The organism is Mycoplana rhizolycopersici (assembly GCF_013378445.1).
In the GTDB taxonomy this organism is placed as follows: Bacteria; Pseudomonadota; Alphaproteobacteria; order Rhizobiales; family Rhizobiaceae; genus Mycoplana; species Mycoplana rhizolycopersici.
Window position 1 is genome coordinate 268,682 of the sequence record NZ_JABXYK010000001.1, and the last position, 26,275, is coordinate 294,956.

Here is a 26,275-nt window from a genome sequence, read left to right on the forward strand (position 1 = left end):
ACAGCTCCGCAGTCCGGAACCGCCGGGGGTGAGGTGCGCGAATTCGGCACCGGCGGGCGAGCAGTTTCCCGGCCGATCCCGCTTTGCATCAAGATATAGGATAGATTTTCGTGGGCGAAACCATCATCGATCTCAAAAAGGCCGATCTCACTCTGGGGCAGGACGCCGCTTCTGTGCACGTGCTGAAGCAGATCGACCTTTCGATTGCAGCCGGCGAATCGGTCGGCATCGTCGGCCCGTCGGGATCGGGCAAATCGACGCTGCTGATGGTTCTGGCCGGGCTGGAGCGCCTCGATGCCGGCGAGATCACCATCGGCGGGGCCGCCCTGCACGCGTTGAGCGAGGACCAGGTCGCCGATTTCCGTGGCCGAAACATCGGCATTGTCTTCCAATCCTTCCATCTCATTCCCAATATGACCGCACTTGAAAACGTGGCGGTTCCGCTCGAGCTTGCCAATGTCCGAGATGCCTTCGAGATCGCCCGCAAGGAGCTCGAGGCGGTGGGACTTGGCCAGCGGCTTTCGCACTATCCCGGCCAGCTCTCCGGCGGCGAGCAGCAGCGCGTCGCAATTGCGCGCGCTCTTGCGCCGCAGCCGAGGCTGCTGATCGCCGATGAGCCGACCGGCAACCTCGACGGCGACACCGGCCGCCAGATCTCCGACCTGCTCTTTGCCGAACAGGAGCGGCGCGGCATGACGCTCGTGCTCGTAACCCACGATCCGGCCCTCGCCGCCCGCTGCGGCCGACAGGTCCGCATGCGCTCCGGGCAGATCGTCGACGCTTCCGAGACATCGGCCGCTCCCGCCGGAAAGCGGGTGACGGCATGAGCGGGGCATCGTCCCCCACAGCCTGGCTGCCGCTGGCCTTTCGCCTGGCCCTGCGCGAGATGCGCGGCGGGCTTCGCGGCTTCTACATCTTCCTCGCCTGCATCGCGCTGGGGACGGCGGCGATCGCCGGCGTGAACTCGGTGTCGAGCGCGATCAGCGGCTCGATCGAGACGCAGGGGCAGTCGCTTCTTGCAGGTGATCTCCGCTTCCAGCTGAGAAACCGGGTCGCGACCGCCGAGGAGCGTGCCTATTTCGACGGCCTCGGCGCGGTTGCCGTGTCGGCCGGACTGCGCTCGATGGCGCGCCTGCCGGATGGATCCGATCAGGCGTTGGTGGAGCTTAAGGCCGTCGACGGGGCCTATCCGCTTTACGGAACGCTCGAGACCACGCCGACCGCACCCACCACCGCGCTCTTTGCCAAGGATGGCCAGAGGTTCGGCGCCCTCGCAGCCCCCCTGCTGCTGGAGCGCCTCGGAATCCGCGTGGGCGACGACCTGCTTCTCGGCAATGCGCGGGTCAGGATCATGGCCACGATCGACAGCGAACCCGACGCCCTCTCCGACGGCTTCGGCCTTGCGCCACGCCTGATGGTGTCCGGCGAAGCGCTTGCCGCAAGCGGCCTCGTGCAGACGGGCAGCCTCGTGGAGAACCAGTACAAGATCCGTCTCGACCAGCCGAATGCGAAAAAGCTCTCCGACATCCGCAAGGCCGCGGAAAAGGCGTTTCCGTCTGCCGGCTGGTCCATCCGCGCCAGCAACAACGCGACACCCTCGCTGACCAACAACATCACGCGCTTTTCCCAGTTCCTGACGCTGGTCGGCCTCACGGCGCTGATCGTCGGCGGGGTCGGCGTCGCCAATGCGGTGCGCGCCTATCTCGAGACCAAACGCGGCGTGATCGCGACCTTCAAGTGCCTTGGCGCTCCAGCGCGCCTGATTTCGGCGATCTATCTTATCCAGATCGTTCTGATCGCCGTGATCGGCATCGCCGTCGGCCTCGTGCTCGGTGCAATCATTCCCGTCGTCGCAACGCGTTTCCTGGAGGGTGTCCTCCCGATACCCTCGCAGATCACGCTTTACCCCAGCGCGCTGGCGCTGGCGGCGGCTTTCGGCATTATCACGGCCCTTGCCTTTGCCGTCATGCCGCTCGGCCACGCACGCGAAGTGCCTGCAACCGCGCTGTTCCGCGAGCAGGGATTCGAGCGCACCCGCCTGCCGGCGTGGCCCTATATCGCCGGCGCCGGCCTGTTCCTGGCGGCCCTGGCCGGGCTCGCCGTCTGGACGGCCTACGACCGCTACATCGCCTTCGTGTTTTTGGGCGCGATCACGTTCGCCTTCGTGGTGCTGCGGCTCGTCGCCTATCTGGTGACCGCGCTCGCGCGGCGCGCGCCGCGGGTCAATTCGCCGGCGCTCAGGCTTGCGATCGGCAACATCCACCGGCCCGGCGCATTGACGCCGTCCGTGGTCCTGTCCCTCGGACTTGGCCTGGCGCTGCTCGTCACCCTGACACTGATCGACGGAAATCTGCGCCGGGAACTGACCGGTAGCCTGCCCGAACGCGCGCCGAATTTCTTCTTCATCGACATCCAGCGAAACGACCTCGACGGCTTCCGCAAGGTGCTGTCGGATAACATGCCCGACGGCAAGGTCGTCGAGGTACCGATGCTGCGCGGCCGGATCACCGCCTTCAACGGCGAAGACGTCTCGCGCCGCAATGTGCCGGCCTCCGGCCGCTGGGTCCTGCAGGGGGACCGCGGCATCACCTATGCGAAAAACCTGCCGGAGAATTCCACATTGGCTTCGGGCGAATGGTGGCCAGCCGACTATTCCAGAGAGCCTCTCGTCTCCTTCTCCGCGGAGGAAGGGGGCGAGCTTGGCCTGAAGGTCGGCGACACCGTCACCGTCAATGTGCTGGGCCGCAACATCACCGCCCGCATCGCCAACTTCCGTAATGTCGAATGGGAATCGCTGTCGATCAACTTCGTCATGGTCTTTTCGCCCAACACATTCGCAGGCGCACCACATGCCTGGCTTGCGACGATGATCGACCCGAACGCCACCGCGCAGCAGGAGGCCAGCACGCTGCGGGCGATAACCAACGCCTATCCGACGATCACCAGCGTGCGGGTGAAGGACGCGCTCGACATCGTCAACGAACTGATGGGGCAGCTCGCCACCGCCGTGCGCGCCGCCGCCGCCGTGGCCCTGGTTGCCTCGGTCCTTGTCCTTGCCGGCGCGCTTGCGGCCGGAAACCGGGCGCGGACGCATGATGCAGTGGTGCTGAAGACGCTCGGCGCCACGCGCACGACGCTGATCCGTGCCTTCAGCTATGAGTACATGATGCTGGGCCTCGCCACCGCCGTCTTCGCGCTCTTCTCGGGCGGCATCGCCGCCTGGTTCGTCGTGAGCCGGATCATGACGCTGCCTTCGAGCTTCCTGCCCGATGTTGCGGTCATGACGGTGGTGATCGCGCTGCTGATGACCGTCGGCATTGGCCTGGCGGGCACGTGGCGCGTTCTCGGACAGAAGGCGGCACCGGTTTTGCGCGAGCTTTAGCCTTTGAAATCGCCCAGTTTCCGGCCGTCACCTCGCGTGAATTTGATCGAGCGCGGGCTATTGCCACTTGTAGTCGGCCGTGTTCGTGCTCATATTGACGAAAGGCATGCTGGAGCCCCGCAGCGGCGCCTGGGTGTGCGGGCTGAATCTGGTCCTGGACCGGACAGCCCGAAAGATACCGCGATCCGGAATGGATTGGACGGGATACCCGACACCGTAGCAACTAACGGGGCTTTTGAGAGGAAAAAATGGCTGATTTTCGCAATTATCAGACGCGAATGACGAACACCGGCGCACAGGCCGGTGCGGTCGTCGACGAGGGGCTTCGCGCCTATATGCTGAGGGTTTACAACCTGATGGCATTGGGGCTTGCGATCACCGGCGTCGTCGCGTTCTTCGCATCGCAGGCTGCCTTCTCGGGCGGCCAGCTCACCGCGTTCGGTCAGGCGATCTACGTCAGCCCGCTGAAGTGGGTCGTAATGCTCGCTCCGCTGGCGCTGGTCTTCTTCCTGAGCTTCCGCATCCATACGATGAGCGTTTCAGCCGCGCAGATGACCTTCTGGGTCTATGCCGGCCTGATGGGCCTGTCGCTGTCGTCGATCTTCATGATCTACACCAGCGCCAGCATCGCACAGACCTTCTTCGTCACGGCTGCAGCCTTCGGCGCCCTGTCGCTGTACGGCTACACGACGAAACGTGATCTCTCCGGCATGGGCACGTTCATGGTGATGGGTCTGTTCGGCCTGATCATCGCCTCGCTCGTCAATATCTTCCTGCAGTCTTCGGCTCTCGATTTCGCGATCTCCGCGATCGGCGTTCTCGTATTCGCCGGCCTGACGGCCTGGGATACGCAGAAGATCAAGGAAATGTACTACGAAGCAGACGAGGTAGCGGTTGCCGGTCGCAAGGCGATCATGGGCGCCCTGACGCTTTACCTCGACTTCATCAACCTGTTCCTGTTCCTGCTGCGTTTCCTCGGAAACCGCAACGACTAACAGGCTTCGACTTCGGTCGAACAGGCACTGTAAGACATTTCACCCTGCCGGTTCCGGCGGGGTTTTTAGTTTTGGCCAGCGGCATGGAAATCGCCTTCCTGGCGATAGGCCATCTGGCACCAGGCAAAATCTCCTCTTGATCCGTCTGCATGATTGTGCGTAGTTACGCACGTTGATACATGATTGGAGGAGCGATGTCAGTTCTGGATTTGCTGCTCGGGGAGCGCCAGAGCCTTATCGAAAAGCGGCTTGCCCTGCACGGTCGCGTCATCGCGGCAGACCTTGCCGCGGAACTGGGCGTCTCGGAAGACACGATCCGCCGCGACCTGCGCGAGATGGCCGCTGCCGGCCTTTGCCGCCGCGTCTATGGCGGCGCGCTTCCTCCGGCCGCAGAAACCACGTTCAGCGAACGCACAGGCACGAACACCGAGCGCAAGGACGCGCTGGCGCGGGCCGTGGTTCCATTCGTCGCTGCGGGTTCCGCCATCTTCCTCGATTCCGGCAGCACCAATCTGGCGATCGCCCGGGCGCTTCCCGCAGACCGGCAGCTGACGGTCGCGACGAATGCCCCGGCGATCGCGGCAGCTCTGATCGACAACGCCGGGATCGACGTCATTCAGATCGGCGGACCGATCGACAGGAAGACCGGCGCGGCGGCCGGTGCCAAAGCCCTTCTCGATGCCGAGGCTCTGCGTCCGGACCTCTGCATACTCGGGGCCTGCGGCCTGCATCCCGACGCGGGCGTCACGGCCTTCAGTTTCGAAGAGGCCGAGTTCAAGCGGTTCGTGGCGCTTCGCAGCCAGGCGGTCCTGACCGCCGTCACCAACGACAAACTTGCCATGGCTGCCCCCTACTCCGTGGTTGCCCTCTCCCGCCTCGACCATGCCGTGTTAGAAGCGGATGCAGATGGGCGGGAAGTCGAAGAATTTGCCGCAGCCGGTTTGCGCATCACGCGGGCTGCACTGACGGCGGCGCGCCCAGTCCGGCGCACGCGAAACAACGCCACTTCGTAGCTGTCACGCGGTGGCGATACCGTATGCGGCTCGCGACGACCGCGCCTGGGAAACTGGAATTCACGATGAGCATTCAAGAGAACGCGGCGACCTCGACCGCATCCCGTTCAGCCTATTTTCCCGCCACGCGGATAGCAGTCTCGGCACTGTTCCTGCTGAACGGCACCTATATGGGCGCCTGGTCGACGAAGATACCGGAATTCGCCAGCCGCCTCTCCTTGAGCGAAACACAGCTCGGCCTGATGATCGTCGGCTTCGGCATCGGATCCATTATCCTCATGCCGCTGGCGGGCATTCTGATCGCCCATCTGGGCGCGTCGCGCTCGCTGAAGGCGGCGACCCTTATATTCCTGCCGACGCTCGTTCTCCTCTCGATCGCCCCCAACGTCTGGACCGGGGCCGGCGCCCTCTTCCTGTTCGGTGGGCTGACGGGCGCGATGGATATCGCGATGAACGCAAACGCCGTGGAGGTGGAAAAATCGATGCGGCGGGCGATCATGTCCTCCTGTCACGCCTTCTGGAGCCTCGGTGCATTCTTCGGGGCCACGACCGGCGGCTTCCTGATCGAGACCATCGGCACCTTCGGCCACGCCCTTTTGCTCACGGTGATCGCGCTTGCCGCCCTCGCCGCCGTCTGGACCTCGATCCTGCCGGACAAGCCCCATGCAGCCGAAGGCCGCCAGAAGGCGCGCCTGCCGCTGACGCCATTGCCCTGGCTGATCGGCCTGATGGCTCTTTTCAGCATGATCCCGGAAGGTTCGATCCTCGACTGGGGCGCGCTCTATATGCGCGACGAACTCGGCGCGTCGCTGGCGCTCTCCGGCTTCGCCTTCGGCGCATTCTCCGCCACCATGGCGATCATGCGCTTTGCCGGCGATCACGTGCGCGACCGCCTCGGTGCGGTGACGACGCTGCGCGTCTCTACGTTGCTTGCGATCGTCGGAATGGTGATCGCGGGCTTGGCACCGAACGCCTATGTGGCAATGGCCGGTTTTGCCGTCTGCGGCATCGGCATTTCCAACATGGTCCCGATCGCCTTCTCCGCGGCCGGCAACCTGCCGGGCTTCGCCCAGGGCGTGGCGCTGTCGGTGGCAACCGTGATGGGTTACTCCGGTTCGCTCTTCGCCCCCTCCACGATCGGCTTCATCGCCGAGCATACGAGCTTCGCCTGGGTCTTCTCGACCTTGCCTATTCTGCTGCTGGTCGTGCTCCTGCTCTCCCGTCATGCCGTCCACGCCGACGTGCGGCACAAGGACTGACCCGGCCGGCTGCCAGATGAGTGGCGGTCACTTCGCCGGGCACGGCGCTCCGGCCGCCGCCCACTGCTGCAGCAACAGGTAGGTCTCCTCTGCCGACCCCGGCGCGGGCTCCCGCCCTTTGCCGGGCGCCCAGCCCCAGGCGACGAGCCCGTCGTCCCGCACATGGGTTGCGATTTCTTCCAGGGTGCGGTTGCCATTGCGCGCGGGATCCTTCACCTGCTCGCAGATCTCCCGCGACGACTTCTGCCACCAGACCATCTCTGCCGGTGCCAGATGCCATCCATGCGCGCCCGGCGGGCCATGCAATTGGGCGGCGTTGTCCTGCTGATGACAGGTGAAGCAGCGCATGCCGGCATTGCCAAAGCCGTCTGGGCCGCGCCGGACGTTCATGCCGTGAACGCGCGTTGCGCCATAGTGAGCGCCAGACCAACGCGGGCGCTCGTCCTCGACGTGACAGTTGGCGCAACGGGGGTGCGAGAAGACGCCATAGATCTTCTCCCACGCCTCAAGCCCCGCATCCTGTGCGCCGGCGGAGGCTGCAGGCAGAAAAAAGACCGCCGCCGCAAGGCCGATTGCGGAAAGGTGCCGACGCATCATACGAACTCCACTTCCTTCGACAACGGCATGGAGCGGATGCGCTTTCCGGTAAGGGCATGCACGGCGTTCGCAAGGGCCGCGATCGCGGGTGGCGTACCGGGTTCGCCCGCCCCGCCCATGCGATGCGCCGTCTCAAGCAGACCGACTTCGATCTGCGGACACTGGAACATCCGCATCGGCCCGTAGTCATGGAAATTCGACTGCTGCACGGCGCCGTCGGCAAAGGTGATCTCCTCACCGATCGCTGACGACAAGCCGTAAACGATCCCGGACATCATCTGCGCCTCGAAGATTGCGGGATCCATGACCTGGCCGGGATCGGCGGCGCACCAGACCTTCTCGATCCTGACCCTGCCGCCGACATCGGTAACCTGCACCACCTGGGCGACCCAGGTGCCAAAGGAAAGCGTGAAGGCGAACCCCTTGGCTGTGCCCGCAGGCAGCGTCTCGCCCCAGCGGGACATGGCCGCGACCTTGTCGACGACGTTGACGGCGGTCGGATAGGCCGCCATCAGCTTGCGACGCATGTCCAGCGGATCCAGCTTTCCGGCCACGGCGATCTCGTCGAGAAAACCCTCGTGGAAGAAACCGTTGAAGGAGTTGCCGACCGACCGCCAGAAACCGACCGGGATCGCAACGGGCGCCTTGACGCCGCCGACCCGATAATTGGCGATCACATAGGGCTGGTTCGCCGAACCGTCGGTGATCGACTTGTCCGGCCCGACGGGCGAGAGGCTCGGAAAGTAGCGCGGCAGGATGCTGGCGATGATCGACGGCGCGGCGATGCGCATGTCCACGGCAACCGGCAGGCCGTCGTCTCCAAGCCTGGCGCGGAAACGGCCGACAGCCGCCGGGCGATACATGTCCTGCTGCGTGTCCTCTTCGCGCGTCCAGGTGACCTGAACCGGCCTGCCGTCAGTCTCCTTCGCGACCAGCGCCGCGTAGATTGCATAGTCGACGTCGCCCCGCCGGCCGAAACCGCCGCCGAGATAGGTGGTGTGGACGAAACAGTTCTCCGTCTCGATCCCGACGGCCTTCGCGGCGAGCTGGCGCACCAGTGTCGGCATCTGGTTAGGCGCCCAGATGTCGAGCCGACCGTCCTTCAGCCGTGCGGTCGCATTCATCGGCTCCATCGTCGCGTGCGCAAGATAGGGCACGCGGTACTCCGCCTCGACGATCCGCTCGCGCGGCGCATCGGCGAACGCCCTCTCGACATTGCCGTCGTCGCGCCCGTAGCTGGCCTCGCCGCTCTTGAGCGCTTCGTCGAGCGCATCGAAAATGCCGGCATCATCAGGAGGGTAGGCGCCCTTTCCCCATTCGGCCTGAACCGCGTCCGCCGCCTGAAACGCCCGCCAGGTATTGTCCGCGATCACCGCAAAGCCGTTGGCGATGCTCGTTTCCAGCCTGATCACCTTGACCACGCCGCGCATCTTCTCGGCCGCGCTTGCCTCGAGCCCCACAATTGGCCCACCGCGGTACGGGTTCATTCGCAACGTCGCAAACAGCATCTCCGGCAGGCGCACGTCGATGCCGAAGATCGGTGCGCCGGTCACCTTGGCGCGCATGTCGATCCGTTTCTGCGGCTTGCCGAGGATCTTCCAGTCCGCCTTCTCGCGCAGACGGATCTCCGATGGCGGTGCAAGCGCCGCCGCCTCGGCAGCCAGTTCGCCATAGGTGAAGATCTTGCCGGACGCGGGATCGGTGATCGCGCCGTCCGCCGTCCAGAGCGTGCCGGGCTCCACACCGAGCCGCTTCGCCGCCGCAAGCTTCATCACCTCGCGCGCCGCCGCACCCGCCTGCCGCATCTTGTAATAGCCGTCGACAATCGAGGTTGACCCGCCGGTTCCCTGCAGGCCCAGGAACTTGCCGGCAACCGCCATCCCCGACCGCATCAGTTCGGCGATGGTCGATTCGTCGAAATGCGGGAAAGGCACCCCCTCCTCCAGCATCGTCGTGTTCGCATAGGCATGGCCCGCCGGCCCATGCTCGACAATCACCTGGTCCAGGCGGACGTCCAGTTCCTCGGCAACGAGGGCGGCAAGGGTCGTGGAAACGCCCTGCCCCATTTCCGCGCGCGGGGCGACAAGCGTGATGGTATTGTCCGGCGAGATCTTGACGTAGGGATTGAAGGTCACCTCGCCGTCTTCGAGTTCGCCCTCGAGCGGGTTCGGATAGGGCCTGTGATAATAGTAGTAGCCGACGGCCAGTCCACCGGCGACGAGGCCGGTTCCGATCAGGAAGGTGCGCCGCGCGATCTTTCCGAGCGTTCCCATGGTCACGCTCCCGCATTGGCGCTGGCCGCGCGCCTGATGGCTGCGCGAATACGCGGATAGGTGCCGCATCGACAGAGATTGCCGGACATGGCGTTGTCGATATCCTCGTCGGTCGGGTTGGGAATCGCCTCGAGCAGCGCCACGGCGGTCATGATCTGGCCCGCCTGACAGTACCCGCACTGGGCGACCTGCTCGTCGAGCCATGCCTGCTGGACCGGATGCATCCGGCCGTCTGGCATCAACCCCTCGATGGTCGTCACCGCCCCGGAAATCTCGCCGACCGTTACCGAGCAGGAACGCACCGGCTCACCGTCCAGAAAGACCGTGCACGCCCCGCATTGGGCGATGCCGCAACCGAATTTGGGGCCGAGGATGGAAAGCTCGTCGCGCAGGACCCAGAGCAGCGGCATTTCGGGCTCGACCTCGATCTCGTGGTCCCTGCCATTGACGTTCAGCTTCATCATCGCCTCCTCGCAGAGCTTTGCGGACAGTATACCGGCTTTTCCGCCTGTCTTTCGATATGATAGGTTTTATCGGGATTCGATTGCCTTTGACAAAATAACAAAAAATGTCAGAACGTCAAAAGATGGAAGCGAAAAACGACGATCCGCGCCGCGACCTCATCCTGCAGGCCGCCTTCAAGGTCTTCGTCACCTACGGCTTCCGCCGCACCAGCATGAGTGACATCGCCACCGCCGCAGGGCTTTCCCGTCCCGCCCTGTACCAGCACTTCGACAGCAAGGCCGACATATTCCGCGCCTATGTGGTCCTGATGAAGGAAACGACGCTGCAGGCAATCAGCGCCGCCTTCGCCGGCGACGGCGCGTTCAGGGACAAGCTCACAGCCGCCCTCGACGGCGCCTTTCTTTCCCCTCACCGGCTGATCAGCGATTCTCCGCACGGGGACGAACTGCTGGGCGTCAACAAGGAGATCGCCTCCGATCTCTTTGTTGACTGGATGGGAGGGGCGGAAGCGGCGTTCGCCGAGGCTCTTGCCACGGAGGTGCAAGCAGGGCGGCTGGATTTCACGGCGAGCGGCCTCGATCCGGCAAGGCTCGCCCGCCTGATCATCGACACCATGGAGGGGATCAAGATGCGCATGACCTCGCTCGGTGACGCGGAGCGCGCGATCGCCGATCTCGTCCGGCTCGTGGCGGCAGCCGTCGGGCGATAGGCGGATCGCCCGCGCCATCAACTCGCCGTCAATGCCGGCGCGGCAGTTGACAAGCCACATTTCCTGTTCCACCTGAATGAGGACAAAACCCCCATTTCGCTGCCAATGTCTGCCGATGGGCGCAAGCAGCAAGGCCACGACGAGGCAGCCATGTCCTTCTCCTTCGATTTCGAGCCAAAACCGCGCCGCCAGTCCGTCGGCGTCGACGTCGGCGGCGTCATGGTCGGAGGCGGGGCGCCTGTCGTCGTTCAATCGATGACCAACACCGATACCGCCGACGTGGACGCCACGGTGGCACAGGTCGCAGCCCTCTTCCGCGCGGGTTCGGAAATCGTCCGCATCACCGTCGATCGCGACGAGAGCGCTGCCGCCGTGCCGAAGATCCGCGAGCGCCTGTTGCGGCTCGGCATGGACGTACCGCTGGTCGGCGACTTTCACTATATCGGCCACAAACTTCTCGCCGACCACCCCGCCTGCGCCGAGGCGCTGGCGAAGTACCGCATCAATCCCGGCAACGTCGGCTTCAAGGACAAGAAGGACAAGCAGTTCGGCGCGATCGTGGAGACCGCGATCCGCTACGACAAGCCGGTGCGCATCGGCGTCAACTGGGGTTCGCTGGACCAGGAACTGCTGACCCGGATGATGGACGACAATCAGGCCAAGGGCTTTCCGCTCACCGCCCAGCAGGTCATGCGCGAGGCGATCTGCGCTTCTGCGCTGCTCTCCGCCGAGCTTGCCGAGGAGATCGGCCTGCCGCGCCACCGCATCATCCTGTCGGCCAAGGTCAGCAATGTCCAGGATCTCATCGCCGTCTACGCCATGCTTTCGGCCCGTTCCGACCATGCGCTGCATCTGGGCCTGACCGAGGCCGGCATGGGCACCAAGGGCATCGTCGCCTCGTCGGCCTCTCTCGGCATCCTGATGCAGCAGGGCATCGGCGACACGATCCGCATCTCGCTGACCCCCGAGCCGGGCGGCGACCGCACCCGCGAGGTGCAGGTGGCCCAGGAACTGTTGCAGGTGATGGGTTTTCGTCAGTTCGTGCCGGTCGTCGCCGCATGTCCCGGCTGCGGCCGTACGACTTCGACGGTGTTCCAGGAGCTCGCCCAGAAGATCCAGGACGACATCCGCAAGAACATGCCGGTCTGGCGCGAGAAATATCCGGGCGTGGAAGCGCTGAAGGTCGCCGTGATGGGCTGCATCGTCAATGGACCGGGCGAGAGCAAGCACGCCGATATCGGCATCTCGCTGCCCGGCACCGGCGAACTGCCGGCTGCACCCGTCTATATCGACGGCAAGAAGGCGATGACGCTGCGCGGCACCAATATCGCCGGCGATTTCGAAGCCCTCGTTACCGACTATATCGAGCAGCGCTTCGGCCAGGGTCAGGCGGCGGCGGAATAGTCAGATCCGGGTCGTCAGCAGCTTGAGGCCGGCAAAGGCGAAGAACGCCGCCATCGCGCCCTCGATCACCCGGCGCGAGCGCAGGTAGGCACGGTGCACCGGCGCCAGCGAGAACACCAGTGCGAACCCGACGAAGGTCACAAGCCCGATCATCATGCAGCCGCCGATGAAGACGGCCATGGTCCATGACGGCGCACCCGCCGGCATGCCGAGCGAGGTCAGCATGATCCAGCTGAAAATTGCCTTCGGGTTGGTCAGGTGGATGCCGAGCCCCTTCAGATATTGCTTGCGCAATGAAAGTGCCGCCAGGACCTGCCGTGCATTATATGCCGCACCGTCGCGCATCGCCGATCGCATCGCATTCCAGGCAAGCCAGAGCAGATACAGCCCGCCTGCGACCTTCAGCACGATGATCGCATGCCCGTAAGCCCGCACCAGCGCGGACAGCCCTGATGCGGTCAGCAGCGCCCAGAAGTAGGAGCCTGTAAGCACGCCGAATGCCAAAGCCAAACCCGAACTGCGACCCTGGCCGACAGATGTCGCGATGATCGCAAGGATCGCCGGTCCGGGCGAAGCCGTGGCGATCAGATAGGCCGTCCAGCCGACAGCTAGCTGCGGCAAATAAGGCAGGATCTCTTGCACTGTCTGAACCTCCGCAAGCTTCGCTCGGCCCTAATTCGCCGCCGACGCTCAGCGCAACATCGGCGACGAAGCGGCGACTGCACGGTCACATCAGGCTGCCGCCCGCCCTTAGACGATCTCGTCGAGAGCCGCCACCAGCCTGTCGCATTCCTCAGGCGTGCCGATCGTGATACGCAGGAAATCCGAAATCCGCGGCTTGGCGAAGTGCCGCACCAGAACCGCGCGCTCCCGCAATCCCTTCGCAATGTCCGCACCGCGATGGTCAGGGTGTCTGGCAAAGACGAAGTTCGCCTGCGAGGGCAGCACTTCGAAGCCCCGCTGGCGCAGCGCACCGGTGACGCGCTCGCGCGATTGGATCACCTTGCCCCGCGTCTCGTCGAACCAGACGACATCCTCGATCGCCGCCGTAGCACCCGCCTGCGCCACGCGATCCAGCGGATAGGAGTTGAAACTGTCCTTCACCCGCTCCAGCGCGTCGATCAGCGGCCGCTGGCCGATCGCGTAGCCGACGCGCAGGCCGGCAAGCGAGCGGGACTTCGACAGCGTGTGGACGACCAGCAGGTTGTCGTATTTGCGCGTCAGCGAAATCGCGCTCTCGCCGCCGAAGTCGATATAGGCCTCGTCGATCACGACGGGCTGATCGGGATGCGCGGCCACCAGCGCCTCGATCGCGGCGATCGGCAGGCCGATCCCCGTCGGCGCATTCGGGTTGGGCAGGATGATCGCGCCGCAGGGCCGGTCATAGTCGGAAAGGTCGACCGTGAAGTCCTCCCTGAGCGGCACCTCTATGGCTTCGATGCCGAACAGGCCGCAATAGGTCGGATAGAAGCTGTAGGTGATGTCGGGATAGAGCAACGGCATGTCATGCTTGAGGAGGGCCGCAAAGGCGTGCGCCAGCACCTCGTCGGAGCCGTTGCCGACGAAGACCTCATCCGTCTCCACCCCATAGGTCCCTGCGATTGCCTGCCGCAGGGTGAGCGCGGTCGGATCGGGATAAAGCCGCAGGCTGTCCGACACGGCGTCCTGCATCGCGGTGATCGCCTTCGGCGATGGGCCGTAGGGGTTCTCGTTCGTGTTCAGCTTGACGAGATCGGCGATGCGCGGCTGCTCGCCGGCCACGTAGGGTTTCAGCGTCGAGACGATCGGCGACCAGAATTTGCTCATGCTGTCAGCTCCTGCGATTGGCGACGAAACGGGCGGTCTCGACCAGGATGGCGCCGCGCTCGCCGAACGGCGCAAGCAGGGCCTCCGCCTCGCCGACCAGCGCGTTCAGTCTCTCCTCGGCCCAGTCCTGTCCGTTGAGGGCAACCAGCGTGCCCTTGCCGCGGGCTGCATCCTTGCCGGTGGCCTTGCCCATGGTCGCAGCGTCCGACGTCAGGTCGAGCAGGTCGTCGGCGAGCTGGAAGGCCAGCCCGATGGTCTCGCCGTAGCGCTGCAAAAGGCTGCGCGCTTCCACGTCCGCGTCCGCGACGATGGCGCCGGCCTCGCAGGCAAACCGGATCAGCGCACCGGTCTTCATCGCCTGCAGCGTCACGATGCCCTCGGCATCCGGCGCCTTCTGTTCGGCCGCCAGGTCCAGCGCCTGCCCGCCCGCCATGCCGCCGATGCCTGCAGCGCGCGCAAGCGCCAGCACGAGTGCCGTCTTGATCCGGTCGGCAAGCATCGTTTCCGGCGCGGCAACAATGTCGAATGCCAGCGTCAGCAGGCTGTCGCCGGCGAGGATGGCCGTTGCCTCGTCATAGGCGATATGCACCGTCGGCTGGCCGCGCCTGAGGTTGTCGTCGTCCATTGCCGGCAGATCGTCGTGCACCAGCGAATAGCAATGAATGCATTCGAGCGCGGCCCCGACCCGCAGCGCCGGCGCGGCAAAGCCGTCGCCGAACAAGGCCGCCGCTTCCATCACCAGGAACGGGCGCAGCCGCTTGCCGCCGTTCAGCACGCCATGGCGGACTGCCGAGAGCAAACGCTCCGGCCGCGCGATCTCGCCGGCCTCGGTATTGCCGGACAAAAGGGCCGCAAGCGTCGCCTCCACGGCCGCGGCGTTCGATTGCAGGCGCTGGCGGAAAAGGGCTGAAGGGCTGGTCATGGCCGCTCTTTGGCATGCGGCGCGATGATAGGCAACGGCGAAGGTGGGATAGCTGCCGCAAAGGCAGCAAAGTTTGGCCGCAACCACTGGCAAACCGGGCGGCATGACGCTATGAAAACCCACGACGGCGAAAGGACGGACACCGCCCTTGGAGATTTCACCCGAAAGACGCGCAGAGGCGGGGCTCGATGCCAGGCACAACGACGCCAGCCGGCTCGGTACTGGCACGCTCAGCGCTGCCGGGCCGGGAGCCGGCGGGCTGGGAGCTGACGGAAAAGAGACTGTGAGCCGGCGGCTGCGGCGCGGCTGGCGGAAGGCGTTGCTCGTCGCGCTCGCCCTGCTGGTGCTTCCCTACCTGCTGATACCCGTCTACGCGCTCGGCTTCGTTCATCCCGTTTCCACGCTCATGCTGCGCGATCTAGTGACATTCCAGGGCTACGATCGTCGCTGGGTCGACTTCGAGGACATCGCCCCCGTGCTCGTCCAGTCCGTCATGATGTCGGAGGACGGCCAGTTCTGTCGCCACGGCGGCGTCGACTGGGGCGAGATGCGTGGCGTGGTCAACGATGCGCTGGAAGGGGCTTCGACACGCGGCGCCAGCACCATTCCGATGCAGACGGTCAAGAACCTCTACCTCTGGAATGGCCGTTCGTTCGTGAGAAAGGCGCTGGAGCTGCCGCTTGCGATGGTGGCGGACACCGTCTGGAGCAAGCGCAGGCTGATGGAGATCTACCTCAACGTCGCCGAATGGGGCCCGGGGATCTATGGTATCGAGGCCGCCGCGCAGCATCACTTCGATGTGCCCGCCAGCAAGCTTTCAAGGCGCCAGGCGGCCCTCCTCGCCGTGTCCCTGCCCAACCCGATCGACCGAAACGCCGGCAAGCCAGGGCGCGGCCTGCAGCGTCTCGCCGTGGTCATAGAACGGCGCGCCAGCCGGTCAGGCGAATATATCAAGTGCCTTTATGAGTGAGTTCATGTCTTTTCATTGGTGCCAGCCGGACGGCGTCTCTACGGTTACAGGCGAATAAAGCCCAGGGAACCGAACACCATGTCAGACCCCACCTCCGATCTCGTCCTCTACATCGGTAACAAGAATTACTCGTCCTGGTCGTTCCGTCCCTGGATCGCCATGGAGGCGGCAGGCATCCCCTTCTCCGACAGGGTCGTGCCCTTCGATTTCGCAGCCGGCAATCCGGCCTTCAGGGAGCTTTCACCGACGGGGCGCGTGCCGGTGCTGCACCACGGCAGGCTGCGGGTATGGGAATCGCTGGCGATCATCGAATACGTGGCCGAGCTCTTTCCGGATGCCGGGCTCTGGCCGGCGGACCGCGGAGCGCGCGCCCACGCCCGCTCCATTTCGATGGAGATGCTTGCGGGCTTCCGTTCGCTTCGCAACGCCTGCCCGATGAACATTCGCCGGCCGCAGCGCGCGATCGAGCTTCCCGACGGGGTGATGGAAGACGTCGCACGCATCGAGGCGATCTGGCGCGAGGCGCTGGAGCGATCCGGCGGCCCCTACCTGTTCGGCGCCTTTTCCGCCGCGGACGCGATGTACGCCCCGGTGGTCAACCGCCTGCACGCCTATCTCCTGACCAGCGATCCGGGCACGCTCGCCTACATGGACCGCGTCATGGCGCACCCGGCCTGGAAGAAGTGGCAGGAGGCAGCACTTGCCGAAACCTGGATCGTGCCGGAAGACGAGGCCTGAGCGCCGAGGCCGCACAGGACCGCCTGCCATCGGGCTCCCGCCTCGCCGCCGATGAAAAAATCCCCACAGGGACTGGTCAAGCGGGAATTTGCCATGTATAAGCCCGCCAAATTTCCGAGATGGATACACGTCTTTTCGGCCCTTTTAAATGGCCCCTGACGTGTTCGCACGTTCAGTGGAGTAGTGAAATGGCTGTACCGAAAAGAAAAACGAGCCCGTCCAAGCGTGGCATGCGCCGCTCCGCCGACGCCCTGAAGGCTCCGAGCTATATCGAAGACAAGAATTCGGGCGAGCTTCGCCGTCCGCACCACATCGACCTGAAGACCGGCATGTACCGCGGTCGCCAGGTTCTGACGCCGAAGGAAAGCGCATAAGCGCCTTCGCGTTGAAGACCGTTTGGAAAGGGCTGGTTTCGACCGGCCCTTTTCTTTTTCCGGCACCTCTTCCTCGTCATCGCCGCTGCCAGGCGACCGATCCGGCGCGCCGCACGTGACTTTGTCGCGGAACGATGCTAAAGGCGCGGGCAACACGAGGAGCCGCGCGCCAGATGCTGCGCCAAAGGCTCCGAAGACTTCACGATAGAGAGACGGCGCGACTGCGGGCTCAAGGGCGACGTGGGACGCGTGCCGTAACGGGATTGCAGCCATGGCGACCTTGGATTTTCTGAACGGCTCGGAGCCCTCGACCGCGAAACCGCCGCGCAAGGCGATGCCTTCGGAGAAGCCGTCGCTGATCGGCCTTTCGCGGGAGGACATGGGCAAGGCGCTGGTCGAAAAGGGCGTCTCGGAGCGGCAGGTCAAGATGCGGGTGAGCCAGCTCTGGCACTGGCTGTACGTGCGCGGCGTTTCAGATTTCGACCATATGCTCAATGTTTCCAAGGACATGCGCGAGATGCTGAAGGAGCATTTCACCATCGCGCGCCCGGAGATCGTCGAGGAGCAGGTTTCCAACGACGGCACGCGCAAATGGCTGCTGCGCTATCCTGCGCGCGGCGCGGGCCGACCGGTCGAGGTCGAGACGGTCTATATCCCCGAGGAGGGGCGCGGCACGCTGTGCATCTCCAGCCAGGTTGGCTGCACACTGACCTGTTCCTTCTGTCACACCGGCACGCAGAAGCTGGTGCGCAACCTGACGGCGGAAGAAATCCTTTCCCAGCTTCTTCTCGCTCGCGACCGCCTCGGCGATTTCCCGGACCGCGAGACACCGGCCGGCGCGATCGTGCCGCACGACGGGCGCAAGGTGTCCAACATCGTGATGATGGGCATGGGCGAGCCGCTCTACAACTTCGAAAACGTCAAGCAGGCGCTGCTGATTGCGACGGACGGGGACGGTCTGTCACTGTCGAAACGGCGTGTCACGCTGTCCACCTCCGGCATCGTGCCCGAAATCTATCGCACCGGCGAGGAGATCGGCGTGATGCTGGCGATCTCGCTGCACGCGGTGCGCGACGAGTTGCGCGACATGCTGGTGCCGATCAACAAGAAGTATCCGCTGAAGGAGCTTCTGGAAGCCTGCCGCGCCTATCCGAGCCTTTCGAACGCGCGGCGCATCACGTTCGAATACGTGATGCTGAAGGACGTCAACGATACGCTCGAAGACGCCAAGCTGCTCGTGCAACTGCTGAAGGGCATTCCCGCCAAGATCAACCTGATCCCGTTCAACCCATGGCCCGGCACGAACTATCAATGCTCGGACTGGGAACAGATCGAGAAGTTTGCCGACTTCATCAACCAGGCGGGTTATGCCTCGCCGATCCGCACGCCGCGCGGCCGCGACATTCTTGCCGCCTGCGGCCAGCTGAAGTCCGACTCCGAGCGGATGCGCAAGGTCGACCGGATGGCTTACGAGGCCATGATGATTGCCGGCCACGGCGAGGACGACTGACGCCCGTGCCGTTGCCCGCCTGTTTCGTCCGCCGTGCGGATGAAGAAATACTCAGGTCAACAAATTTGATTGATGTAGTGGCGAGCGCGAATTGATTCCGAGGGCCGTATTCCCTAAAAACTGCTCGAAAATTATTCGAGGAGATCAATTCATGCGCGCACTTCTGCTTGCTTTGGCGGCAACAGTTGCAATTTCACTTCCTGCCCGGGCAGAAGACGTGACGGTTGCCGTCACGGCGATCGTCGAGCATCCGGCGCTCGACGCAGCCCGCGACGGCGTCAAGGAAGCGCTTGCCGCTGCCGGCTACAAGGAAGGCGAGAACCTCACCTTCATCTATCAGTCCGCCCAGGGCAATCCGGCGACGGCTGCGCAGATTGCCCGCCAGTTCGCCGGCGAAGGTCCGAACGTCATCGTTCCGATCTCCACGCCGTCCGCCCAGGCGGTGGTTTCCTCGACCCGCGACATTCCGGTCGTCTTCACGGCAGTTTCCGATCCGCTCGGCGCGCAGCTGGTGAAGGACATGGACAAGCCGGGCGGCAACGTCACCGGCCTTTCCGACATGTCGCCGGTTGCCGAACATCTGGCGCTGATCAAGGAAATCCTGCCGAATGCCAAGACGATTGGCTACCTCTACAATTCCGGCGAAGCGAACTCCGTTTCGCTGCTCGCAGTACTGAAGAGCGAAGCGGAAAAGGCCGGCCTGACCGTCGTAGAATCTGCAGCCACGAAGTCCGCCGAAGTCCAGGGTGCAGCCCGCGCACTGGTCGGCCGTGCCGACGCGATCTACATTCCGACGGACAACACCATCATTTCGGCGCTGGAAGGTGCCGTCGCCGTTGCCGAAGAGGGCAAGTTGCCCCTGTTCACGGCCGACACGGATTCCGTGTCGCGCGGTGCGATCGCCGCGCTCGGCTTCAACTACAAGGACGTCGGCAAGCAGACCGGCGAGATCGTGGTCCGCATCCTCAAGGGCGAAAATCCGGGCGACATCCCGGTCAAGGTCGCAGCTGGCACCGATCTGGTCGTCAACAAGGCCGCGGCAGCCAAGATGGGCGTTACGTTGCCGGAGGCCGTCGTCGGACGTGCAACGCACGTCATCGAATGAGCTAACGCGCTGAACCAGGCGCTTTGGACGGAATCAAACCGCCGCCGGTCCGCCGGCGGCGGTTGATACGTTGAGTGCCCGCCCCGCGCCCTCGCGGGAGGGACAAGAAGAGAGAACCGTTGCCGTGAGCATGATTGCCTTCTGGGGTGCCGTCGAACTGGGGCTGGTCTATGCCTTCGTCGCGATCGGCGTCTACCTCGCTTTCCGTGTGCTGGATTTCCCCGACCTGACCGTGGACGGATCGTTTCCGCTGGGTGCTGCGGTGACGGCCGTGCTGATCATCGCAGGCGTCAATCCGTGGCTGGCTGCGGGTGTGGCGATGGTCGCCGGTGCCGGCGCCGGCCTCGTCACGGCGATGCTGAACGTCCGCTTCCGGATCCTGAACCTGCTTGCCTCGATCCTGACGATGATCGCGCTGTTCTCCGTAAACCTTCGCGTGATGGGCAAGCCCAACGTCGCACTGATCAATGCAGACACGATGCTGAGCCCGTTCTTCGGCCACGGCCTGCGCGATTTCTATGTGCGCCCCCTCTTCGTCGGCGTGCTGGTGATCGTTGCCGTCTTCCTCGTCTGGCGCTTCCTCGAAAGCGACGCGGGGCTTTCGATGCGGGCAACCGGCGCCAATGCGCGGATGGCCCGGGCGCAGGGCGTCAACACGAACCGGCAGATCTACCTCGGCATCGCCCTTTCGAATGCGCTGGTCGCCCTGGGCGGCGCGCTCTTCGCCCAGACCAATGGATTTGCCGACGTCACGTCCGGCGTCGGCACGATTGTGGTCGGCCTTGCCGCCGTCATCATCGGCGAGACGCTGTTCGGCGCACGCGGCATCCTGATGGCGCTGATCGGCTGCGTTCTCGGCTCGATCCTCTACCGCATCGCCATCCAGCTTGCGCTTTCCTCCGACGTGCTCGGCCTGCAGGCGTCCGACCTCAATCTCGTGACGGCGGTCCTCGTCACCGTGGCGCTGGTTCTGCCGCGTCTTCGCCGCGGAGGAGCCGCATCGTGATCTCGCTTTCCAAAATCAAGGTCGTCTTCGGCCGCGGCACGCCGCTGGAGAAGCAGGCGCTCAACGGAGTGGACCTGACGATCGACGAGGGCTCCTTCGTCACCGTCATCGGCTCGAACGGCGCCGGCAAGTCGACGCTGCTCGGCGTGCTCGCCGGCGACGTCATCGCGACCGAGGGCCAGGTGAAAATCGGGACTGCCGACGTGACCCGGCAGGGGACGGCCGCGCGCGCCGGACAGGTCGCCCGTGTGTTCCAGGATCCGCTGACGGGCAGCTGCGGTGCGCTGTCGATCGAAGAAAACCTGGCGCTCGCCGCGCGCCGCGGCGAACGGCGCGGGCTTGCGCCGGCACTCGGAACGCAGCGGCGGGAACATTTCCGCGCGCGGATCGCCGAGCTGAACCTCGGGCTGGAAAACCGCATGCGCGACCGCATGGACCTGCTCTCGGGCGGCCAGCGCCAGGCGGTGTCACTGGTGATGGCGACGCTTGCCGGTTCCGACGTGCTGCTGCTCGACGAGCATACCGCAGCGCTCGACCCGGGCATGGCCGAATTCATCATGAACCTGACGCAGAAGATCGTGTCGGAGCGGAAGCTGACGACGCTGATGGTCACCCACTCGATGCGCCAGGCGCTCGATTACGGCCACCGCACCGTCATGCTGCATGGCGGCGAGATCGTCCTCGACGTTGCCGGCGACAATCGCAAGAACCTGCAGGTGGAGGATCTGATCGCGATGTTCCGCAAGATGCGCGGCCAGACGCTGGACGACGACGCGCTACTGATCGGCTGAGATGGAAGGTCAGGGGTAGCGTCGGCGCTTCCCCTGATGTCTCGGTCAACGCGACTGGGTCATGAAGATCTTGACGGCGAAGATCGAAAAGACGCCGGCAAACGTATAGTCGAGCCCGCGCAGGACGCCCTTGTTGTTGCGCAGCCAGGCGGAAAGCTTGTCGGCCGCCAGCACGACGATCGTGTTGACCGGCATGCCGATCGCGATGAACAGCAACCCCAGCACGATCAGCTTGCCGGTGACATCGGGGTCGCCGGCCGAGACGAACTGCGGCAGGAAGGTCATGAAGAAGATGATGACCTTCGGGTTCAGCAGATTGACCCAGAAGCCGGTGGAGATATTGGCAAGCGCGGATGCTTTCGACATTGCGATGCCTGTGCCGGGCGTATCCGAAAAACTGGAACCGTAGCGGATCGCCTGGATCGCGAGCCACAGCAGATAGCCCGCGCCGCCGGTCTTGAGGATCGTGAAAGCAGTGGGCGATGCGGTGATCAGCGCCGAGATGCCGAAGGCGACGAGCAGCGTGTGCACGACGATGCCCATGCTGGTGCCGAACACCACCCAGAGCGCCGGCCCGCGGCCCTGCGACAGGGCCCGACTGATCGAAAGCGTCATGTCGGGTCCCGGCGTTGCCGCCAGAAGAAGGCTTGCAGCGGTGAAGGCGATGAACGTCGCCAGCGAGGGCAGATATTCCATGATCGGTTCCCAAGGATGAATGCCTTGCTTATACCTCCCTTGCCGTCGTCGGCCAATGGCCGCTTTTTGCTGCCTTGGTCGCGAGAAAAATGGAGACCCCCTTTGGCAAATTTCGAAACCCTCAAGGCCCGCAACACTGGCGAATGGAAGTCCTATTGCGAACATGCGTTCGTACGCGCTCTCGCCGACGGCACGCTTCGCCAGGAAGCGTTCCGCCATTACCTGAAGCAGGACTACCTGTTCCTCATCCAGTTCGCCCGAGCCTGGGGACTTGCCGTCTACAAGAGCCGGAACCTGTCCGAGATCCGCCAGGGGCTTGCGAGCCTCAAGGCGATCGTCGATGTCGAGATCGGGCTTCATGTCTCTTTCTGCGCGAACTGGGGTATCGGAGAAAAAGATCTGGAGACATTGCCTGAATCGCGCGCGACCATGGCCTATACGCGCTACGTGCTCGACGCCGGAATGAGCGGCGACCTGCTCGACCTGCATGTCGCGCTTGCTCCCTGCATCGTCGGCTATGGCGACATCGCACGCTGGATCATGGAGCAACCCTTCACGCGGCTTGAGGGCAATCCCTACCGCAGCTGGATCGAGATGTATGCGGGGACGGAATACCAATCCCTCGTCAAAGCCGAGGTCGATTGGCTCGACAACATGCTTTCACGGGTAGATGATGCGCGCATCGACACTCTCTCAGGCGTCTTTCGCGGTGCGACCCGGCTGGAAGCCGATTTCTGGCAGATGGGCCTCGACCTCGCCTGAGGCGCAATCGGCTTCTGCGGCGCCGCGGCGAAACCTTGCGCCGGCCGCAAAACTCGCTAAGAGTGCCCCGAATTTCTCGAAGAACCGGCGGCTTCCGGTCGCCCATGCGTACGGATCACATTGACATGGCACTTCCCAAAGACGTCAAGAAAGTCGTCCTCGCCTATTCGGGCGGCCTGGACACCTCCATCATCCTGAAGTGGCTGCAGACCGAGCTCGGTGCTGAAGTCGTCACCTTTACCGCCGACCTCGGCCAGGGCGAAGAGCTGGAGCCTGCCCGCAAGAAGGCGGAGATGCTCGGCATCAAGGAGATCTTCATCGAGGACGTGCGCGAGGAATTCGTGCGCGATTTCGTCTTCCCGATGTTCCGCGCCAATGCCGTCTACGAAGGCGTCTACCTGCTCGGCACCTCGATCGCCCGTCCGCTGATCTCCAAGCACCTGATCGAGATCGCCAAGAAGACCGGCGCCGACGCAATCGCCCATGGCGCGACCGGCAAGGGCAATGATCAGGTTCGCTTCGAGCTGTCGGCCTATGCGCTGAACCCTGACATCAAGATCATCGCGCCGTGGCGCGACTGGGCTTTCAAGAGCCGCACGCATCTGCTCGAGTTTGCCGAACAGCACCAGATCCCGGTCGCCAAGGACAAGAAAGGCGAAGCGCCGTTCTCCGTCGACGCCAACCTGCTGCACTCCTCCTCCGAGGGCAAGGTTCTGGAAGACCCGGCCGTCGAGGCGCCCGAATACGTGCACATGCGCACGATTTCGCCGGAAAGCGCCCCCGACCAGGCGACGGTCATCAAGGTCGGCTTCGAGCGTGGCGATGCGGTCTCGATCAACGGCGTGCGCATGTCGCCGGCAACGTTGCTGGCGACTCTCAACAATTACGGCCGCGACAACGGCATCGGTCGTCTCGACCTCGTGGAAAACCGCTTCGTCGGCATGAAGTCGCGCGGCGTCTACGAGACCCCCGGCGGCACGATCCTGCTGGCCGCGCACCGGGCGATCGAATCGATCACACTCGACCGTGGTGCCGCGCACCTCAAGGACGAGCTGATGCCGCGCTATGCGGAGCTGATCTACTACGGCTTCTGGTTCTCGCCGGAGCGGGAGATGCTACAGGCACTGATCGACAAGAGCCAGGAGCATGTCGAAGGCGAAGTGACGCTGAAGCTCTACAAGGGCAATGTCATGGTCATCGGCCGCGAATCGGAAAAGTCGCTCTATTCCGACCAGCTCGTCACCTTTGAGGACGACCAGGGCGCCTACGACCAGAAGGACGCGGCCGGCTTCATCAAGCTCAATGCGCTGCGCCTGCGCACGCTGGCGGCCCGCAACCGCAAGGCCTGACGCGCCTGTCACGCTCCTGAGCGAATATGAACCCGCCGGAGGCAGCTTCGGCGGGTTTTTTCTGCGCTACCGAACGGGACCCGCGCGCTCCGCTGCCGAAACGAAGCATAGGAAGGAAAGGATGGCGACCGCTCCCATGAAGGGGACGACGACGCCAAAGGCGACGACGGGCACCCCGATCGTAGCCGCGGTGATGCCGCCGAGCAGGCCGAAACCCATCTGGATGAAGCCCATCAGGGCGGAGGCTGAGCCAGCGATATGCGGGAAGGGAAACATACCGGCCGTGGTCATCTGCGGCCCTACGAAGGCGATGCCGATCGTATAGATCGCGACCGGCACCATGATCGTCCAGAAGCTCGGATGCAGGAAGAAGGACGATCCCGTCATCATCGCTGCGCCGAGCCCGATGAAGACCAGCCCGACCTTGACCGCCGCCAGTCCCTCGCGCCGACGCGAGAAGTGTCGAAGCGCGACGGAACCGAGGAAATAGGACCCCGATTGCATGATCATGCTCAAGCCGAACTGCGTCGGGGTCAGCCCCGCCTCGCCGATCAGGATGAAGGGCAGCATGGTCGCCTGTGCGTAGAGCGCGCCGATGGCCCCGCCCATGACGAATGCGGCGGAAACAAACCGGGCGTCGCGCGCAAGCTCGAGATAGGCCTGCAACAGCGGTCCGGGTGCGGCGCGGCGGGGATCGGGAACGACCGTCTCGCGCAGGAACAGAATGGCGACCAGGCAGGCGACGATGCCGAAGCCGACCATCAGGAAGAAGACCGAGGTCCAGCCGAACGCGGCGAGCGCAAGGCCACCGAGTGTCGGCGCCGTCGCCGGCGCGACCGCCAGCATGATGCCGATCATGTTCATGATGCGGGCGGCCTCGTTGCCGACGAACTGGTCGCGCACGATCGCCCGGGACACCGTCACGCCGACGGATGCCCCGATGCCCTGGATCAGCCGGCCCGCCAGCAGCCATTCGACGCTCGGGGCAAATGCGGCGATCACGCTGCCTGCCAGATAGATCGTCAGGAACAGGATGGTCGCTGCGCGCCTGCCGAAGGCGTCGGCGAGAGGACCGGCAACGAGCTGGGCGAAGGCAAAGCCGCCGAAATAGAGCGACAACGTCAGCTTGATCGTGGCGTCGCTCGTCTCGAACGCACGCACGAGGGTCGGCATGGCCGGCGTATACAGCGCCATCGAAACCGGACCAAGCGCAGTCATCAGCGCGCCGATCAGGGTGGTGCGGCGCTCGGTCATCTTCATCGGCGTCATCGAACTTCCCTGGCGTTCCCGAAAACCTCGGGCCCGTGCTTTCCCACTTACATACCGCACGCAGCGGAAAGCAACCCGCATCCAGCGGGCGAGACCGGAGCCAATCGCCTGCAATGTTTGATTTGAACGTGATGGGGATGAACTGAGTGCGGCACCTCGGCGCGAACGGCTTCTCGCTTGACGGACGATCGATTGCAGGATCAGATCGGGTCTTTCCTCGCGGAGTTTCCCATGACCGGATCCATGCTCTTCGGCGCCTTTCTGGCCGCTCTGTTCTACGTGCTCATACCCGGGCCGGCCTTCCTGGCGCTGCTCGGCATCGGCGCCGGCCAGGGCAGGAAGGCGGGCGCCATGTTCATGGGCGGCCATCTCGCAGGCGATCTCGTCTGGTCGACGCTTGCACTTGTGGCGATCGTCGGCGCAAAGACCGTCGGCACCCTGGTCTTCGACGTGCTGGGCCTGCTTTGCGGCCTGTATCTCGCCTGGATCGGATGGACGGCGCTGCGGGCAAAGCCGCGCGGCACGGACAAGCCGCTGCTGGCCGTGGAGCGACCGCTGCGGCGCGGGCTGATTTTCGGACTGACCAACCCCAAGGGCTACCCGGTCGCGCTGGCGACGTTTACCGCCCTGCTCGCCAGCTCCTCGAATGCGCTGGATTTTTCGGCATTGCCGATGCTGCTAGCCGTCTCCTTCTTCGGCTTCCTGATCGCCGACATCATCCTGATCGCGATCATCGGCGCATCGATCGTCCGCCGTTTCTACAAGCGCCATGAGCTTGCGATCGTACGCATGTCCGGCCTGCTGTTCATGGGCTTTGCCGTACAGGCGATCTGGCATGCAGCGCCCGGGCTTGCCGGCTGGCGCCGGGCATGACCGCCGG

The 26,275-nt window shown here is 64.4% G+C and carries 25 protein-coding genes; 17 read left to right on the plus strand and 8 right to left on the minus strand.

The window, feature by feature from the left end; genetic code table 11:
- The first annotated feature begins 110 nt into the window (after positions 1–110).
- The 5 genes from HV823_RS01300 (at position 111) to HV823_RS01320 (ending at position 6,649) form a co-directional block, all read left to right on the plus strand.
- Positions 111–827, plus strand: a complete 717-nt coding sequence (locus HV823_RS01300) for an ATP-binding cassette domain-containing protein (RefSeq protein WP_176947938.1) — start codon at positions 111–113, stop codon at positions 825–827.
- Positions 824–3,382 (plus strand): ABC transporter permease, encoded by a 2,559-nt coding sequence (locus HV823_RS01305; protein ID WP_176947939.1) that lies wholly within the window; start codon positions 824–826, stop codon positions 3,380–3,382. The genes HV823_RS01300 and HV823_RS01305 overlap by 4 nt, the downstream gene beginning before the upstream one ends.
- A 248-nt stretch (positions 3,383–3,630) precedes the next feature.
- Entirely contained in the window at positions 3,631–4,377 is a 747-nt protein-coding gene (locus tag HV823_RS01310; protein WP_176947940.1) for a Bax inhibitor-1/YccA family protein, read from the plus strand.
- Positions 4,378–4,571: 194 nt separating this feature from the next.
- On the plus strand, positions 4,572–5,390 hold the full coding sequence (locus HV823_RS01315; protein ID WP_176947941.1) for a DeoR/GlpR family DNA-binding transcription regulator: 819 nt from the start codon (positions 4,572–4,574) through the stop codon (positions 5,388–5,390).
- 65 nt (positions 5,391–5,455) lie between these two features.
- Positions 5,456–6,649 (plus strand): MFS transporter, encoded by a 1,194-nt coding sequence (locus tag HV823_RS01320; RefSeq protein WP_246300625.1) that lies wholly within the window; start codon positions 5,456–5,458, stop codon positions 6,647–6,649.
- Positions 6,650–6,676: 27 nt separating this feature from the next.
- On the opposite strand, the gene HV823_RS01325 is transcribed toward HV823_RS01320, so the two are convergent.
- Genes HV823_RS01325 through HV823_RS01335 form a run of 3 tightly spaced genes read right to left on the minus strand, consistent with a single transcriptional unit; the run spans position 6,677 to position 9,980 of the window.
- Positions 6,677–7,246: a hypothetical protein gene (locus tag HV823_RS01325; protein WP_246300635.1), complete on the minus strand. Its 570-nt coding sequence runs from the start codon at positions 7,244–7,246 to the stop codon at positions 6,677–6,679.
- Positions 7,243–9,519 carry a xanthine dehydrogenase family protein molybdopterin-binding subunit gene (locus HV823_RS01330; RefSeq protein ID WP_176947943.1) on the minus strand — a complete coding sequence of 759 codons (2,277 nt, stop codon included), beginning with the start codon at positions 9,517–9,519 and terminating at the stop codon, positions 7,243–7,245. Before HV823_RS01330 ends, HV823_RS01325 begins: the two co-directional genes overlap by 4 nt.
- Before the next feature lie 2 nt (positions 9,520–9,521).
- Complete coding sequence (locus HV823_RS01335) at positions 9,522–9,980, minus strand: (2Fe-2S)-binding protein (protein ID WP_281373922.1); 459 nt, start codon at positions 9,978–9,980, stop codon at positions 9,522–9,524.
- A gap of 125 nt (positions 9,981–10,105) precedes the next feature.
- Between HV823_RS01335 and HV823_RS01340 the strand changes: the two genes are divergently transcribed.
- Both HV823_RS01340 and ispG read left to right on the plus strand, forming a co-directional pair.
- A complete protein-coding gene (locus HV823_RS01340; protein ID WP_176947945.1) occupies positions 10,106–10,693 on the plus strand; it encodes a TetR/AcrR family transcriptional regulator in 588 nt (195 codons plus the stop codon).
- 150 nt (positions 10,694–10,843) lie between these two features.
- Positions 10,844–12,097 (plus strand): flavodoxin-dependent (E)-4-hydroxy-3-methylbut-2-enyl-diphosphate synthase, encoded by a 1,254-nt coding sequence (gene ispG / locus HV823_RS01345; RefSeq protein ID WP_176947946.1) that lies wholly within the window; start codon positions 10,844–10,846, stop codon positions 12,095–12,097.
- Here ispG and HV823_RS01350 read toward each other — a convergent pair whose 3' ends face one another.
- From HV823_RS01350 to HV823_RS01360, 3 genes are all read right to left on the minus strand, one after another.
- Complete coding sequence (locus HV823_RS01350) at positions 12,098–12,739, minus strand: LysE family transporter (protein WP_176947947.1); 642 nt, start codon at positions 12,737–12,739, stop codon at positions 12,098–12,100.
- Between the two features lie 108 nt (positions 12,740–12,847).
- Positions 12,848–13,903, minus strand: a complete 1,056-nt coding sequence (hisC, locus tag HV823_RS01355; protein WP_176947948.1) for a histidinol-phosphate transaminase — start codon at positions 13,901–13,903, stop codon at positions 12,848–12,850.
- Positions 13,904–13,907: 4 nt separating this feature from the next.
- Positions 13,908–14,825 (minus strand): polyprenyl synthetase family protein, encoded by a 918-nt coding sequence (locus HV823_RS01360; RefSeq protein ID WP_176947949.1) that lies wholly within the window; start codon positions 14,823–14,825, stop codon positions 13,908–13,910.
- A gap of 283 nt (positions 14,826–15,108) precedes the next feature.
- Here HV823_RS01360 and mtgA point away from each other — a divergent pair, with 283 nt between their 5' ends.
- The 7 genes from mtgA (at position 15,109) to HV823_RS01395 (ending at position 21,319) form a co-directional block, all read left to right on the plus strand.
- On the plus strand, positions 15,109–15,795 hold the full coding sequence (mtgA, locus tag HV823_RS01365) for a monofunctional biosynthetic peptidoglycan transglycosylase (RefSeq protein WP_425487625.1): 687 nt from the start codon (positions 15,109–15,111) through the stop codon (positions 15,793–15,795).
- A 78-nt stretch (positions 15,796–15,873) separates the two neighbouring features.
- Positions 15,874–16,533 carry a glutathione S-transferase family protein gene (locus HV823_RS01370; protein ID WP_176947950.1) on the plus strand — a complete coding sequence of 220 codons (660 nt, stop codon included), beginning with the start codon at positions 15,874–15,876 and terminating at the stop codon, positions 16,531–16,533.
- A gap of 188 nt (positions 16,534–16,721) precedes the next feature.
- A complete protein-coding gene (gene rpmF / locus HV823_RS01375) occupies positions 16,722–16,907 on the plus strand; it encodes a 50S ribosomal protein L32 (RefSeq protein WP_097137963.1) in 186 nt (61 codons plus the stop codon).
- A 334-nt stretch (positions 16,908–17,241) separates the two neighbouring features.
- The gene (gene rlmN, locus HV823_RS01380; protein WP_246300711.1) at positions 17,242–18,417 is read left to right on the plus strand and encodes a dual-specificity RNA methyltransferase RlmN; all 1,176 of its coding nucleotides are present in this window, start codon (positions 17,242–17,244) and stop codon (positions 18,415–18,417) included.
- Between the two features lie 151 nt (positions 18,418–18,568).
- Positions 18,569–19,522, plus strand: coding sequence for an ABC transporter substrate-binding protein (locus tag HV823_RS01385; RefSeq protein WP_176947952.1), 954 nt, complete (start codon positions 18,569–18,571; stop codon positions 19,520–19,522).
- Positions 19,523–19,646: 124 nt separating this feature from the next.
- Positions 19,647–20,528 carry an ABC transporter permease subunit gene (locus tag HV823_RS01390; RefSeq protein ID WP_176947953.1) on the plus strand — a complete coding sequence of 294 codons (882 nt, stop codon included), beginning with the start codon at positions 19,647–19,649 and terminating at the stop codon, positions 20,526–20,528.
- A complete protein-coding gene (locus HV823_RS01395; RefSeq protein ID WP_176947954.1) occupies positions 20,525–21,319 on the plus strand; it encodes an ATP-binding cassette domain-containing protein in 795 nt (264 codons plus the stop codon). Before HV823_RS01390 ends, HV823_RS01395 begins: the two co-directional genes overlap by 4 nt.
- Positions 21,320–21,364: 45 nt before the next feature.
- Here the strand turns inward: HV823_RS01395 and HV823_RS01400 are convergent, their stop codons facing one another.
- Positions 21,365–22,015, minus strand: coding sequence for a LysE family translocator (locus tag HV823_RS01400; RefSeq protein ID WP_176947955.1), 651 nt, complete (start codon positions 22,013–22,015; stop codon positions 21,365–21,367).
- A 102-nt stretch (positions 22,016–22,117) separates the two neighbouring features.
- On the opposite strand from HV823_RS01400, the gene tenA reads away from it, so the two are divergent.
- Both tenA and HV823_RS01410 read left to right on the plus strand, forming a co-directional pair.
- Positions 22,118–22,777: a thiaminase II gene (gene tenA / locus HV823_RS01405; RefSeq protein WP_210270656.1), complete on the plus strand. Its 660-nt coding sequence runs from the start codon at positions 22,118–22,120 to the stop codon at positions 22,775–22,777.
- A gap of 125 nt (positions 22,778–22,902) precedes the next feature.
- Positions 22,903–24,126: an argininosuccinate synthase gene (locus tag HV823_RS01410; protein WP_176947957.1), complete on the plus strand. Its 1,224-nt coding sequence runs from the start codon at positions 22,903–22,905 to the stop codon at positions 24,124–24,126.
- Between the two features lie 66 nt (positions 24,127–24,192).
- Here HV823_RS01410 and HV823_RS01415 read toward each other — a convergent pair whose 3' ends face one another.
- Entirely contained in the window at positions 24,193–25,395 is a 1,203-nt protein-coding gene (locus tag HV823_RS01415; protein ID WP_176947958.1) for a multidrug effflux MFS transporter, read from the minus strand.
- A gap of 231 nt (positions 25,396–25,626) precedes the next feature.
- On the opposite strand from HV823_RS01415, the gene HV823_RS01420 reads away from it, so the two are divergent.
- Complete coding sequence (locus tag HV823_RS01420) at positions 25,627–26,268, plus strand: LysE family translocator (RefSeq protein ID WP_176947959.1); 642 nt, start codon at positions 25,627–25,629, stop codon at positions 26,266–26,268.
- Positions 26,269–26,275 lie beyond the last annotated feature (7 nt).

Bases quoted from the DNA above. Each gene is read 5' to 3' on its own strand.
- HV823_RS01360 (WP_176947949.1), bottom strand. From the start codon at position 14,825: ATGACCAGCCCTTCAGCCCTTTTCCGCCAGCGCCTGCAATCGAACGCC.
- HV823_RS01420 (WP_176947959.1), top strand. From the start codon at position 25,627: ATGACCGGATCCATGCTCTTCGGCGCCTTTCTGGCCGCTCTGTTCTAC.
- HV823_RS01410 (WP_176947957.1), top strand. From the start codon at position 22,903: ATGGCACTTCCCAAAGACGTCAAGAAAGTCGTCCTCGCCTATTCGGGC.
- HV823_RS01330 (WP_176947943.1), bottom strand. From the start codon at position 9,519: ATGGGAACGCTCGGAAAGATCGCGCGGCGCACCTTCCTGATCGGAACC.
- HV823_RS01415 (WP_176947958.1), bottom strand. From the start codon at position 25,395: ATGACGCCGATGAAGATGACCGAGCGCCGCACCACCCTGATCGGCGCG.
- hisC (WP_176947948.1), bottom strand. From the start codon at position 13,903: ATGAGCAAATTCTGGTCGCCGATCGTCTCGACGCTGAAACCCTACGTG.
- HV823_RS01370 (WP_176947950.1), top strand. From the start codon at position 15,874: ATGTCAGACCCCACCTCCGATCTCGTCCTCTACATCGGTAACAAGAAT.
- rlmN (WP_246300711.1), top strand. From the start codon at position 17,242: ATGCCTTCGGAGAAGCCGTCGCTGATCGGCCTTTCGCGGGAGGACATG.
- HV823_RS01400 (WP_176947955.1), bottom strand. From the start codon at position 22,015: ATGGAATATCTGCCCTCGCTGGCGACGTTCATCGCCTTCACCGCTGCA.
- HV823_RS01385 (WP_176947952.1), top strand. From the start codon at position 18,569: ATGCGCGCACTTCTGCTTGCTTTGGCGGCAACAGTTGCAATTTCACTT.
- HV823_RS01315 (WP_176947941.1), top strand. From the start codon at position 4,572: ATGTCAGTTCTGGATTTGCTGCTCGGGGAGCGCCAGAGCCTTATCGAA.
- HV823_RS01310 (WP_176947940.1), top strand. From the start codon at position 3,631: ATGGCTGATTTTCGCAATTATCAGACGCGAATGACGAACACCGGCGCA.
- HV823_RS01305 (WP_176947939.1), top strand. From the start codon at position 824: ATGAGCGGGGCATCGTCCCCCACAGCCTGGCTGCCGCTGGCCTTTCGC.
- HV823_RS01340 (WP_176947945.1), top strand. From the start codon at position 10,106: ATGGAAGCGAAAAACGACGATCCGCGCCGCGACCTCATCCTGCAGGCC.
- ispG (WP_176947946.1), top strand. From the start codon at position 10,844: ATGTCCTTCTCCTTCGATTTCGAGCCAAAACCGCGCCGCCAGTCCGTC.
- HV823_RS01325 (WP_246300635.1), bottom strand. From the start codon at position 7,246: ATGATGCGTCGGCACCTTTCCGCAATCGGCCTTGCGGCGGCGGTCTTT.
- HV823_RS01335 (WP_281373922.1), bottom strand. From the start codon at position 9,980: ATGAAGCTGAACGTCAATGGCAGGGACCACGAGATCGAGGTCGAGCCC.
- rpmF (WP_097137963.1), top strand. From the start codon at position 16,722: ATGGCTGTACCGAAAAGAAAAACGAGCCCGTCCAAGCGTGGCATGCGC.
- HV823_RS01320 (WP_246300625.1), top strand. From the start codon at position 5,456: ATGAGCATTCAAGAGAACGCGGCGACCTCGACCGCATCCCGTTCAGCC.